Source organism: Candidatus Dadabacteria bacterium (assembly GCA_009840385.1).
In the GTDB taxonomy this organism is placed as follows: domain Bacteria; phylum Desulfobacterota_D; class UBA1144; order Nemesobacterales; family Nemesobacteraceae; genus Nemesobacter; species Nemesobacter australis.
In genome coordinates, this window is the sequence record VXNX01000013.1 from 16,915 (window position 1) to 30,117 (window position 13,203).

8 protein-coding genes are annotated in these 13,203 nt (G+C 48.7%); 5 read left to right on the forward strand and 3 right to left on the reverse strand.

Annotation, left to right across the window (positions count from 1 at the left end):
* Positions 1–6: 6 nt before the first annotated feature.
* The gene (locus F4X55_04565) at positions 7–843 is read left to right on the forward strand and encodes an enoyl-CoA hydratase (protein ID MYC40269.1); all 837 of its coding nucleotides are present in this window, start codon (positions 7–9) and stop codon (positions 841–843) included.
* Between the two features lie 13 nt (positions 844–856).
* On the opposite strand, the gene F4X55_04570 is transcribed toward F4X55_04565, so the two are convergent.
* On the reverse strand, positions 857–1,762 hold the full coding sequence (locus tag F4X55_04570; protein MYC40270.1) for a GTPase Era: 906 nt from the start codon (positions 1,760–1,762) through the stop codon (positions 857–859).
* A 112-nt stretch (positions 1,763–1,874) separates the two neighbouring features.
* Between F4X55_04570 and F4X55_04575 the strand changes: the two genes are divergently transcribed.
* Complete coding sequence (locus F4X55_04575) at positions 1,875–3,332, forward strand: deoxyribodipyrimidine photo-lyase (GenBank protein ID MYC40271.1); 1,458 nt, start codon at positions 1,875–1,877, stop codon at positions 3,330–3,332.
* 65 nt (positions 3,333–3,397) lie between these two features.
* Here F4X55_04575 and F4X55_04580 read toward each other — a convergent pair whose 3' ends face one another.
* The gene (locus F4X55_04580) at positions 3,398–4,171 is read right to left on the reverse strand and encodes a conjugal transfer protein TraT (GenBank protein ID MYC40272.1); all 774 of its coding nucleotides are present in this window, start codon (positions 4,169–4,171) and stop codon (positions 3,398–3,400) included.
* 256 nt (positions 4,172–4,427) lie between these two features.
* On the opposite strand from F4X55_04580, the gene aspS reads away from it, so the two are divergent.
* From aspS to odhB, 3 genes are all read left to right on the forward strand, one after another.
* Positions 4,428–6,224, forward strand: a complete 1,797-nt coding sequence (aspS, locus tag F4X55_04585; GenBank protein ID MYC40273.1) for an aspartate--tRNA ligase — start codon at positions 4,428–4,430, stop codon at positions 6,222–6,224.
* Between the two features lie 268 nt (positions 6,225–6,492).
* Positions 6,493–9,351 (forward strand): 2-oxoglutarate dehydrogenase E1 component, encoded by a 2,859-nt coding sequence (locus F4X55_04590; protein ID MYC40274.1) that lies wholly within the window; start codon positions 6,493–6,495, stop codon positions 9,349–9,351.
* A 25-nt stretch (positions 9,352–9,376) separates the two neighbouring features.
* Positions 9,377–10,651 (forward strand): 2-oxoglutarate dehydrogenase complex dihydrolipoyllysine-residue succinyltransferase, encoded by a 1,275-nt coding sequence (odhB, locus tag F4X55_04595; protein ID MYC40275.1) that lies wholly within the window; start codon positions 9,377–9,379, stop codon positions 10,649–10,651.
* 55 nt (positions 10,652–10,706) lie between these two features.
* On the opposite strand, the gene recG is transcribed toward odhB, so the two are convergent.
* A complete protein-coding gene (gene recG, locus F4X55_04600) occupies positions 10,707–13,199 on the reverse strand; it encodes an ATP-dependent DNA helicase RecG (protein ID MYC40276.1) in 2,493 nt (830 codons plus the stop codon).
* Between the last annotated feature and the right edge of the window lie 4 nt (positions 13,200–13,203).

Sequence of the window (13,203 nt, forward strand, 5' to 3'; positions counted from 1 at the left end):
TGCTCTATCGGTTTGCCTACATTTAGACACCTAGGCTTGGTAATATATAATTTCTCCGTGCCCAAAAATAAAGAAATTCTTGTAAAAACTGAAAATTCCGTCTGTACCCTTACGCTTAACCGCCCCGAGAAAAGAAACTCTCTTACCCCGAAAACTCTCAAACTGTTAACAGAGGAATTCCTAAAACTGGGAGAAATCCCCGAAATCAGGTGTGTTGTGATAACGGGAAGCGGCGATAGGGCATTTTGCTCAGGATACGATATAGACTCAATATCCGATGAAGAAATTGCCATAGAAAACGACCATCCTCTTACCGAAGCCATACGGGCAGTAAAATCTTACCCCCTTCCCGTAATAGCAATGATAAACGGTCACGCTTTCGGGGCAGGGCTTGAGCTTGCGGTTGCCTGTGATATAAGAGTGTGCGTTTCCGATGCCAAGCTCGCAATCCCGCCCGCAAAACTGGGAGTCACCTATCATTACGGGGGAATAAAACAGTTTCTGAATTTGGTGGGTCCCGGATTTACAAGGGAGCTTTTCTTAACAGGAAACTCCGTTAACGCCGAAAGAGCCTTGGAAAAAGGGCTTGTCAACCATGTCGTGAAAAAAGACGAACTTGAAAAATTCACCTACGCACTTGCCGAGGGGATAAGCGAGAACGCGCCACTTTCCATGATATCAATGAAAAAGATGATAAATATCTGGGAAGAAGGGAATCCGCCTTCAGAAGAAAACGAAGAACTTATAAAATCCCTTCTTGCGAAGGTAAGGGAAAGTAGCGACGCCCAGGAAGGGAAAAAAGCCTTTCTTGAGAAAAGAAAGCCCGTTTTCAAGGGAAAATAGAAGCTTTTAAAGTTCAGTTTCCGTAGCCAAATTCCTTTATCAGGAAATCCCTCTGGGTCCAGTTCTCCTTTACCTTAACCCAAAGCTCAAGAAACAGCTTCACTCCCAGTATTCTTTCAATCTCGACCCTGGCCTCAGAACCAATCTGCTTGAGCATCCCCCCGCCCTTGCCTATAAGAATTCCCTTGTGGCTTTTCCTCTCAACGTAGATTTCCGCGTTTATCCTAATGAGGTTCTTCTCCGCATCCTCGCTGAACCCCGAGACCACAACGGCAACCTTATAGGGAATCTCCTTTCGCGTGAGATTGAAAACCTTCTCCCTTATGAGTTCGCTTATATAAAAAACCTCGGGCTGATCCGTGAAGATATCATCGGGGAAATATTTCGGTCCCTCGGGCAGGTATTTCTTCAGAAGTTCCGTGAGATGCTCCACCCCGTCGTTGTTAAGTGCTGAGATGGGAATTACTTCGAGGAATTTGTCAGAGAATTTTTCAGCGGCTGAAAGTATCGACAGGAGTTTTGATTTCTTTACCTTATCGATTTTGTTCACGACGAATAAGGAGGGCTTTTTAAGCATTCTCAGTATGGATTGATCCGCTGTTCCGAAAGGTTTCTCCACATCCGTAACAAACGCCACAAGATCTGCTTCCGACAATGCGCCGCTTACCGCTCGGGCCATTGACTTTCCAAGCCTGCTTTTTTCCCTGTACACGCCCGGAGTATCGAGGAAAACCAATTGAGAATCTTCGAAAGTCTTTACACCCAGGATTCTGTTTCTCGTTGTGCTTGGCTTATCGGAAACGGCGGAGACCTTCTCTCCCACGATGGAATTCACAAGTGTGGATTTGCCGACGTTGGGCCGTCCTATCACGGAAATAAATCCGGATCTGAAACTCTCTTTCGAAGCTGTCTGGGACATAGGAACAGATCTCTGGTTAAATTCTAACAAAAAGCTACCGAATTTCTGCCAGGGAGATACCTTTTTACCAGTATAATTTATCGTCATCTCCAGAGCAAAAACCAAGTTTCCAATGAAAATCAATCAAGACACAGAAACTTCACGTCCAATTATCCATTGGTTCAGAAACGACCTCAGACTCTCGGACAATCCGGCACTTGTGGAGGCGGTAAAATCCACTCGGCCCGTAGTTCCGGTCTATATACTTGAGGACGCAGATTCAGACCCCTGGGCACCCGGTAGTGCAAGCAGATGGTGGTTACACCACAGCCTCGCGGCACTAAGTGAATCATTGGAAACCCGCGGGAACAGACTGATTCTGCGTCGCGGACAACCCAAGGATGTGTTGCAAGATCTGGTAACCGAGACTGGCGCCACAGCAGTCCACGTCACCCGGCTTACGGAACCGCGTGCAATCAAGGTTGAATCCAAAGTGAAGACCGCTCTGAACAGTCTTGGAGTTAGGCTAAGGGTATTTGACGGCAACCTGCTTTTTCCGCCGGGGTCCATAATGACAAGGAAAGGGGAACCCTTCAAGGTTTTCACGCCCTTCTATAAAACCTGTCTGCAGAGATTTTCGCTCCAGAAATCCTTGCCCGCTCCCAAACGGCTTATTTGTACGAAAGAACCCGTCAAGAGTGATTCGCTCGACCAGTGGGATCTGCTGCCTACAGGGCCTGATTGGGCTAGCGGCTGGCTTGATATATGGACGCCAGGTGAATCAGGAGCTCTTGATTCTCTTGACTCGTTTTTGCAAGATTCAGCGACGGAATACCAGACTCAACGCGACCGGCCTGACATTACGGGAACTTCCAAGCTTTCTCCACATCTTCATTTCGGAGAACTATCGCCAAGGACATGCCGGCACCGCTCGCTCATGAATGTAAAATCCGCCTCGAGAGACGATTTGGAACCCTTTTTTCGCCAGCTTATATGGAGGGAATTTTCCCATCACCTGCTTTATCACTGGCCGACATTCCCTGAAAAACCGTTCCGACCCGAATTTGAACGCTTCCCATGGGTAAGAGACGAAGAAGCGTTACGCCTGTGGCAACGCGGGCTTACGGGTTATCCGATAGTTGATGCGGGGATGAGAGAACTTTGGACGACGGGCTGGATGCACAACCGGGTACGCATGATAGCTGCTTCTTTTCTTGTGAAACATATGCTTATCCCGTGGCAGGACGGCGCCAAATGGTTTTGGGATACTTTGGTAGACGCAGATCTTGCCAGCAACTCAGTGAACTGGCAGTGGGTAGCGGGCTGCGGAGTCGATGCTGCCCCGTTCTTTCGAATTTTTAATCCGATTCTTCAGGGTCAGAAATTCGATCCCGATGGCACTTATGTGCGCAGTTGGGTTCCCGAGCTTGAGAATTTGCCAAACAAGTATATTCACCAGCCATGGACAGCGTCTGAACATATACTTGCGGACTCGGGAATTTCTCTAGGAAGCACCTACCCCTGCCCCGTTGTAGATCATATGGACGCGAGAAATCGCGCTTTAGCCATGTTCAAACAGATAAGAAGCTAAGTTTTATGACTTTCGCTGAAGTCGTCTCTGGCCTTAATTCCCCTACATTAAACAAACGGAAACGCTCAGAAAATCCCGCCTATCGACCTCTCAAGACCCGCCTGAAGATGCGGTTTTGCCTCCTCAAAATCTAGATTCGCCTTGTTGGCAACGCTCACGACCCTAGTCCTGTAGATTTTCCATCTCACGTCGTCAACATGCGAAGTCTGTCTGGTTTTTGTCGCAGTGCCTTGTTGGGCATCAGTATCATCTGTCTGGTAAATAAGTTCTCCCTCACGGGCTTTCTCCCTGATTTGAATATCGGTGACCATCGTGAAAAGGTCATCTGTTACAAGCGCATCAAATAAAAAGCCCGCAACTCCGCCCGCAATAGCACCCGCAACGGTACCTTTGTTGACCTCGTCAACATCTCCTCCTATAGCGCCACCTATCACTGCTCCGATAACCGCTCCCTCGACCACGCCCTGATAGCCCTCTCCGAACATAGCGTTTGTCTCTTCAAGATCGGATCTGCCGACCTTTAGTATGTTGGCCTGAAGAATGAAAGTCGCCTCGGCCGGGTCTTCCGTGACCCTGTAACCGTTAGAGGCTATTCTCCCTTTGATCCCGTATTCAATTCCGGGTAGTTCCTTATCGGTCGTATTTTTTATGTCAACGTATACGACTCTCTCTTCCGGCGACACCGGTTCAAGAAAAATCGTCTCGGACATCTTAGTCTCAACGGTAAGTTTCCTCTTCTCTATAAGGGTTCTGGTCGCCGCGCAGCCGTTTACAAGAAAGATAAGGCTGACAGCTATAGCAAAAAACAAATTCCTTCTACAGATAAGATCTTTTCTCATTGATTCGAAACTCCCTTGGTTTTAGTATCGGAGGGAAAATTCCCGCCTTCCAAGATAAAATCGTATTTAAAAAGAAAGAAAAAAACAAATAGAAAAAGAGCTTGAAAAACAGGTGCCATCGAAGTCTTTTTCACCAGAAATACGGAAGAAAAGATCACGCCTTACCCTCCTCTTAAAACGTCGCCACGACCTTGCCAACGCAAATCAATCTAGTATCATTAGCCAATCTTTTTACTGCCGGGAGAACCGCGTTTTCATGCTTGAACTTATGGGAGAGTGGGAAAGATCAAATTTCTGCGGAGAGCTTACCAAAAAACATATAGACAAAACGGTAACTCTAATGGGTTGGGTCCAGTCCCGAAGAGATCATGGCGGGGTGATTTTCGTTGACCTGCGCGACAGGGAGGGACTCTGCCAGATCGTTTTTAATCCGGAGCGTGATCCAAAGATCCATCAGACCGCTGAGCAACTGCGGGACGAATGGGTCATAGCGGTAAAAGGTAAAGTAACACCGAGAACTGAGGAAACCCTAAACCCGAACCTAAAAACCGGCGAGATCGAAGTCATAGCGGAGCACGTAAGGGTTCTTAACACTTCGAAGGTAATACCGTTTCTAATAGAAAACGAAGTGAACGCCGATGAGCTTCTGAGGCTTAAGTATCGTTATCTTGACCTCAGAAGACCGCCGATGCGGGATAACATAATCCTCCGCCACAAAGTCGCCGCCATGGTGCGAAGCTACCTTAACGAAAACGGGTTTCTCGAGATCGAAACCCCCTATTTCACTAAATCGACTCCAGAGGGAGCAAGGGATTTCCTCGTCCCGAGTCGACTTAACGAAGGGCAGTTCTACGCGCTTCCCCAATCACCTCAGATATTGAAACAGACCTTAATGATTTCGGGCTTTGATAAGTACTACCAGATAGTCAAATGCTTCAGGGACGAGGATCTAAGAGCGGATCGCCAGCCCGAATTCACCCAGATAGACCTGGAGATGTCGTTTGTCTCAGAAGACGACGTAATCTCCACGGTCGAAGGCATGATAAAAACAGTCCTTTGGGAAACAAAAGGAATCGAGGTAAGCACTCCCTTTATGAGAATGCCTTACGAAAAAGCCATGGAGAGATACGGGACTGACTGTCCCGATACGAGGTTCGGACTTGAACTAAAAGATATCTCCTCCATATTCGAGAACTCGCAATTCAAGGTGTTTCGCGGAGCGTTGGAAAAAGGTGGAGCGATAAAGGCGCTTAACTTAAAGGGAGGGGCCGAGAAACTCACCAGAAAGGAAATAGACGATCTTACCGAATACGCGGTTTCTCTCGGAGCAAAAGGGCTTGCCTGGATAAGGGTCGGCGAGGACGGATGGAACTCTCCCATAGTTAAGTTCCTAAGCGAAGAGGAATGCGAGCTTTTAGCCGAAGCCCTTTCAATGGAGAAAGGAGACATAGTGTTTTTCGGTGCGGACTCCGTTGAGATGGTAAACCAGGTGATGTCAAGCGTAAGGCTCAGCCTTGGCCGAACTCTTTCTCTTGTTGACGAAGAGAAACTCGAATTTCTCTGGGTGGTCGATTTCCCGCTTCTTAAGTACAGTCCCAAGGAAAAAAGATACGTCGCCGTTCATCACCCCTTTACCGCCCCCAAGGACGAAGACATGGAAAAAATTGAAAGTTCCCCGGGTGAGGCAGTTTCAAAATCCTATGACATAGTCCTAAACGGAGTGGAGATAGGCGGGGGAAGCATAAGAATCCACAGAAAAGACATACAGCAAAAAGTGTTTGAAGTAATAGGGGTAGGAGAGGATGAGGCACGGGAAAAGTTCGGTTTTCTCCTCGAAGCCCTCGAATTCGGAGCCCCTCCCCACGGAGGCATAGCGCTCGGCCTTGACAGGCTTTTGATGCTTCTCTCCGGCGAAGAATCGATAAGAGACGTAATAGCTTTCCCAAAAACGCAGAAAGGATCCTGCCCCCTGACAGAAGCACCTTCTGAGGTCTCTCCCGAACAGCTTCTTGAAGCGGGAATAAGCTCCATAGCCAAAAAGCCAGAAGACTGACTTTCAAACAAGAACCGCACATTCTGAATATGCAGAACCCGTGATTTCTTCATTGACGAGGGCAACTGACCATTAAGATACGGTCTAACACGGGAAAAACTTCTTGAATATGAAATCAAACAAATCTGCCAAGAGCGTGAACCCGCTTCATACGCAGTTTAGAGTCGTTATTACTTCATTTTGACAAGGTCTCAAAAATCCTTGTTTGCTTTATATTTTTTTATGCTATGATTCTATGCGGTTACCGTTCAGAGCAGGCGGAAGGTGCATGGACATCTGGAAAAACTTTCACGGGCTCAATTCAGGTTACGTAATGGATCTCTACGAACGTTACGTAAGGGACTCCTCTTCAGTCGACCCCGCGACAAAAACCATCTTTAAGGATTGGAAACCCGACACCAAATACTCGTCCCTCAGAGTTGAAATAGAACCTGAAATCGAGAAAAACGGCTTCAAGCAATCATCCGTAAGAGACGTAAACAAGGCCGTTGCGATCGCGAACATGGCCCAGGCGATAAGACGACACGGCCACCTGGCAAGCAAGATAGATCCACTCGGGGGTCCTGTTCACGGAGACCTCACCCTGCACGCCGAAACGTTCGGGCTTGAAGAGGAAGAGCTAAGAGACTTCCCCTCGACCCTTGTAGGATGGCCTCTTTCGCAGAACTCACTTGACGCGCTCGACGGAATAAGAAGGCTAAGGAAAATCTATTCATCCACGACAGGATACAACTACGACCATATCTATGAAGCCGAAGAGAGAAGATGGATGAGGGGCGCAATAGAGTCTGGTGTTTACCGTCCTCCCCTAAATCCCGTGAACGAAGGGGAGCTCCTAGATACCCTCACTAAAGTGGAGGTATTTGAAAACTTCCTCCACAGAATCTTTCCTGGGAAATTCAGGTTCTCGATAGAAGGCGTCGACATGCTGGTGCCGATGCTGAATGAACTCATACATCTCGCCATCAAAGCCGACATACACCAGATAATTCTGGGAATGGCTCATCGCGGACGGCTGAACGTAATGCACCACGTGATGGAGAAAAACTACAAGTACACGCTGCTTAAGTTCAAGGACCCTGTTCTGGTAAGAGACTTTGCCGACGACATGGGATGGACGGGGGACGTGAAGTACCACGAGGCCGTAAAACGCGATATCCCGACGGGAGACATGCTCGACCGCAACATGAGGATAACCATGGTCCCCAACCCCAGCCACTTGGAATCGGTAAATCCTGTAGTGCAGGGAATGTCGAGGGCATGCGGGATAAGTGACGATACGCCGGGTTCTCCGCAATTTGACCCGTCGGCGGTAATCCCGGTACAGATTCATGGAGATTCGGCATTCATGGGACAGGGAATAAACGCGGAAACGCTTAATCTCTCCGCTCTTTCGGGCTACCATACCGGCGGGACGATACACATAATCACCAACAACCAGCTCGGCTACACTACTCTTCCCGCCGACAGCAGAAGCACGCTTTACGCAAGCGATCTTGCCAAGGGATTCGAAATACCGATTGTCCACGTAAATGCGGATGACCCGGTTGCCTGCATAGAGTCAATACGCCTGGCCTTCGGCTACACATCCAGATTCGAAAAACATTTCCTTATAGACCTAGTCGGCTACAGAAGGTACGGACACAACGAGGCAGACGAACCGGGATTCACCCAGCCCATGATATACAAGAAGATAGATGCTCACCCCAGGGTGATGAGTATCTGGGCGAAAAACCTGATAGAAAAAGGCACTGTCTCCGAAAACCAAGTAGAGCAACTCCGGCAAAAACATATGGAGAAGATTTCCGAGGAATTCGAATCGATCTCCCCTGACGACTCCCCCGAGGAATCAACGGCACCTTCCCCGGAACGGGGGATAGCGAAAAAAACGGTTACCAAGGTTCCAGACGAAACCCTCCGCGAGCTAAACGACTCCCTTCTCTCGGTTCCCGAAGAGTTCACCGTAAATTCGAAAATCGCCAGAATACGGGACAGAAGAAAAAACGTTCTCGACGACCCGAACGAAAAGACAATCGACTGGGCCATGGCGGAAGAGCTTGCCTACGCCTCCATAGTCGCACAAGGCATTCCCATCAGGATAACCGGACAGGACTGCGAGAGAGGGACTTTCAGCCATCGCCACGCGGTGCTCCACGACCCCGAGAACGGCGCGATCCATATTCCCCTGCAGAGAATTCCCCAGGCGAAAGCGGCGTTTGAGATAAAAAACAGCCCGCTCAGCGAAAACGCCTGCTTGGGTTTTGAGTACGGATACTGTATCGAGAGAACGAACTGCCTTGTCATATGGGAAGCTCAGTACGGAGACTTCATAAACGGGGCGCAGACCATAGTGGATGAATATCTCGTATCGGCAAGGGCGAAATGGGGGCAGACCCCATCTCTGGTTCTCCTGCTTCCCCACGCCTACGAGGGACAGGGACCCGACCACTCGAGCGGAAGGCTTGAAAGATTTCTCATGTCAGCCGCTGAATATAATATAAGGATAGTAAACTGCTCCACGTCGGCGCAGTTTTTCCACGTGCTCCGTCGCCAGGCCCTGCTGCTTGAAAAAGATCCCCTTCCCCTGATCGTGATGACGCCCAAGGGACTTCTTCGAAACCCGATGATAAACTCGTCCCTCAAGGATCTGTCCGAGGGGAAATGGCTCCCGGTAATTGACGACCCCATGAGCACCCGGCAGGCCAAAAAAGTAAGAAGGCTGATATTCTGTAGCGGAAAAGTATACATTGACCTCATCTCAAGCGACCTCAGAACCAAATCTCCCGACGTAGCAATAGCCAGAATCGAGCAGCTTTACCCAAGACCCAAGGAAGAGGTAAGCGCCATCTTGGAGAGGTATGGTAAACTTGAAGAGGTTGTCTGGGTGCAGGAAGAACCCCAGAATGCGGGAGCCTGGAAATACATGCTGCCTTTTTTCAGAAGAAAAATTATCAAGAAGCGGTTTCCACTCAGTTATATAGGAAGAAAACGCTACTCAAGCCCTTCCGAAGGACTTTCCTCCATGCACAAATACAATCAGGGTCTGCTCATCAAACAGGCGTTCAGCATAGATAAAGTAGTGGAAGGAAATGAAGAAAGCGGTATAACCTGGCACAGGGATATCTGAAACAAGCGCGCAAGCGAGGGAGAAAATGGCCAAAAACATCGTCGTTCCCCACTTGGGGGATTCCGTAATAGAAGCAACAATAATCAAGTGGACCAAGCAGCTGGGAGACACGGTAAAACTCGGAGAAACCGTGGTTGAGCTTGAAACCGAGAAGGCCAACTTCGAAGTCGCTGCCGAAACAACGGGTATTCTGGCATCAATAGCGAAAAAAGCCGACGAGGATGTCGAAGTGGGAGACATCCTAGGAACCATCGAGGCGTCCGCAGGCAAACAGGATACAAAAGACGATACGGAAGAGCCCGCCAAGGAGGCTGAGGCTGCACCCGAGGCGCCAGCCGAAGAAATTCCACAGGAAAAGCAACGGGAAGAAGAACCGCAGACCCGCGTGACTCCCGTCGCGAGGAATATCGCCGAGCAAAACCAAGTTGACCTCTCCCAAGTCGTACCCGAGGGAAACAGAATCACGAAAGAAGACGTGGAAAAACACCTTGAGTCACAGAAAACCAAAGAGGAAATCCCGCAAGAGGCTCCATCGGAGGAAAAAACTCCCGAAACCCCTGTGTCACCCGAGCTTTTCCCATCCCTATCCCAGCTAACCGCTAACAGGGAAAGAAGGATGAAGATGTCGAGACGTCGCAGGACTATCGCAAGACGTCTTGTTGAGGCTCAGCAGACGGCCGCCATACTCTCCACTTTCAACGAGATCGACATGTCAAACGTAATGGAGCTTCGCTCGAGAAAAAAAGATGACTTCAAGGAAAGATACGGTGTGAACCTCGGTTTTTCCTCCTTTTTCATAAAAGCCTCTATCGGAGCACTGAAACTGTTTCCCGAGATAAACGCCGAGATCCAGGACGATGAAATAGTTTACAAGGACTACTACGACATCGGAATAGCCGTAGGGGCCGAGGGAGGGCTTGTCGTTCCCGTCATAAGGGAAGCTGACAGAAAAACCTTCGCGCAGATAGAAAAAGAGGTCAGGGAACTTGCCGAGAAGGCAAACGCGAACACGCTCTCACTTGATGAAATTTTCGGCGGGACCTTCACCATAACAAACGGCGGGGTGTACGGTTCCCTTATGAGCACCCCGATACTGAATCCCCCTCAGGTCGCGATACTGGGACTTCATAAGATAGAGGAAAGACCCGTTGCGGTTAACGGGGACATATTAATAAGGCCGATGATGTACACGGCTCTTAGTTACGACCACAGGATAGTCGACGGGAAGGAAGCCGTACAGTTCCTTGTAAAAGTAAAAGAACTTATCGAAGACCCCGAAGCTCTTCTTATCGAAGGCTGAGTCCTGCGCTTTGCACCAAGTAAAAACAAGGCAATAAGTAATACCCATTCGGTATTTATGAACTCGTATCCAGTTCAAGCATTTCGCCCCATTTCTCCGCTACATGCGTGAAGAGTTTTTCGTATTCCTTGTAGTTATCCACCTTACCCATTAATTTGCGGGCGGAATTCCTTGATTCGCCCAGCAACGCGGAATCCCTTATAAGGTTGGCGAAATTGAAACTGGGAACCCCTGATTGCTTAGTGCCCATAAATTCCCCGGGCCCCCTGTTCGCAAGATCAAACTCAGAGATTCTGAACCCGTCTGAAGTTTTACCCATTATTTTAAGTCTCTCCCCGGAGTCCTCTCCCGACGCAAACGAATATACTACATAGCAGGTCGACTCATGCCCGCCCCTGCCTACCCTTCCTCTCATCTGGTGAAGCTGAGAGAGCCCAAAACGTTCCGCATTTTCTATAACAATTTCAGTAGCATTGGGAACATCAACTCCGACTTCTATCACCGTTGTGGAAACAAGAATATCGCAGCGCTTCGCAAGAAAATCTCCCATTACCATGTCCCTCTCTTCACTTTTCATCCTGCCGTGGAGAAGGGAAACTCGAAACTCGGAGAACTCTTCCCGCAGTTCCTCAACCATTTTGGTCACATGCCTTACGCGCTTAAAATCCTGATTCTCGGACTCCTCTATAAAGGGATAGACAAAATAGGCCTGACGCCCCTGTTCAAGCTTCTTTTTTACCTGATCATAAAACCATGTTCTGTTCTTCTGCGTATCCCTAAGAACAAAGGTCTCTACCTTTTTTCTTGAAGGAGGGAGTTCGTCGATTATGGAGACTTCGAGATCTCCGTACACTGTGATGGCTAGGGTTCTCGGAATTGGAGTAGCCGTCATAACCAGCACATCTGGCACCGTTGCTTTTCGAACAAGCTCGGCCCTCTGAACAACTCCGAACCTGTGCTGTTCATCTATTACCACGAACCCGAGAGCCTTAAAATCCACCGATTCCGAGATCAGAGCGTGGGTTCCCACCACTATATCGGCCTGGCCGGTTTTTATCTCTTCGTGAACACGAGATTTATCCACTTTGGAGAGGGCACTTTTAAGAAGAACTACGGTTACTCCTATGTTCTGGGTCATTTGTCGCATATTTCGAAAATGCTGTTCGGCCAGTATCTCTGTCGGAACCATAAGTGCGGCCTGATAACCGGACTCAACCGCCCGGAGCATGGAGGCAAGCGCAACAAGTGTCTTTCCGCTTCCAACATCACCTTGCAACAGTCTGTTCATCGGGCGAGGAGAAACCATATCGGCCTTTATTTCCGAAACAACTTTTTCCTGTGCGCGAGTAAGAGCAAAAGGAAGTGAGCGGAAAAGTTTTTCTGGAAGAGCGTCACTGGAGTTAAAAGATATACCGCGACTTTCGTCCACCTTTCGCTTCTTGGAAAAAAGTCCGAGCTGAAGAACAAAAAACTCAAAGAATATAACGGTTCTGTGGGCCCGGGAATCCGCGACCGACCCGGGGTCGTCCAGGTCAACCGGAAGCACATCGCCGGGCGGGAAATGAACCTGCTCAAGGGCCTCGGGCAAGTCCATCAGATCGTTTTTTTCCTGAATGTCTTTCGGGATCAATCCCTTGAAGTCCTGTGCGTGGATATCAAGAGCGTTTCTTACCGCCTCCCTCAGTTTTTTTTGCCTGAGGCCTTCAGTAAGAGGGTAGACGGGGACAATTCTTCCGAACTGAAGAGGGTTTCCGATATCCTTTTCGCTCTCTATTATCTCAATGTCCTGGGCAAGCGGGTGAATTATCTGAAGAGCCCTGCCGCCCGGAGCCACGGACACCTTACCATGAATTATGAAACTCATCCCCTTTCTAAAAACTCCCCTAAGGTAAGAAGAGTTGTAATTAAACCAAGTGAGTCTCAGCTTGCCGGTTCCGTCATAAATCACTACCTGAAAAAATCTCCTCTTCCTGTTTCTTATGTCGCCCACAGAAGCAACCGTACCCCTGACCGTACAGAATTCTTCTGGGGTGGCTTCAGAAATACTGACTATTTTTCTTCGGTCGTCGTATTTTCTGGGAGAATAAAAAAGAAGGTCATAAACCGTGTGTATGGATTTTTTCGCGAGAAGCCTTCCAACTCTTGATCCGACCCCCCGAAGTCGTGTGACACTCGGAGAAAAGGCATCTGCACCCGGGTGAGGTTTTTTTTCCGGAACTTGGGCTCGGGTGCGCTTCTCAGGCAAAACATTCTCATGGGCTTTCTCTTCTGAGAAGCTTATTGCTTTGTGAACGATTCTGAGTGCGGAAGATATTTTTTTTCTTTTCTCTCGCCGTCCCAATCTCTCGAAGTCAGAAAAAGAATCCCGGAGGGCAGTTATTTGAGTTTTTATCTCCGCCGGGGGACCGGATGTAAGAACTTTTGTGCATGAGTTCCTTACGGTTACTCCCAGGCCAGCCATCCTGTCTAGATTTGAGAAATTATCTTTTGAGGCAAATTTAAGAGGTTTTTCCAAAGAAAGCAGATTTTTTTCCAGCTCGCCCCGCATGATG

What these genes read in the sequence shown, in the direction of transcription:
- F4X55_04570 (MYC40270.1), bottom strand. Translation starts at nt 1,762, where the DNA reads ATGTCCCAGACAGCTTCGAAAGAGAGTTTCAGATCCGGATTTATTTCC.
- F4X55_04575 (MYC40271.1), top strand. Translation starts at nt 1,875, where the DNA reads ATGAAAATCAATCAAGACACAGAAACTTCACGTCCAATTATCCATTGG.
- F4X55_04580 (MYC40272.1), bottom strand. Translation starts at nt 4,171, where the DNA reads ATGAGAAAAGATCTTATCTGTAGAAGGAATTTGTTTTTTGCTATAGCT.
- aspS (MYC40273.1), top strand. Translation starts at nt 4,428, where the DNA reads ATGCTTGAACTTATGGGAGAGTGGGAAAGATCAAATTTCTGCGGAGAG.
- F4X55_04590 (MYC40274.1), top strand. Translation starts at nt 6,493, where the DNA reads ATGGACATCTGGAAAAACTTTCACGGGCTCAATTCAGGTTACGTAATG.
- odhB (MYC40275.1), top strand. Translation starts at nt 9,377, where the DNA reads ATGGCCAAAAACATCGTCGTTCCCCACTTGGGGGATTCCGTAATAGAA.
- recG (MYC40276.1), bottom strand. Translation starts at nt 13,199, where the DNA reads ATGCGGGGCGAGCTGGAAAAAAATCTGCTTTCTTTGGAAAAACCTCTT.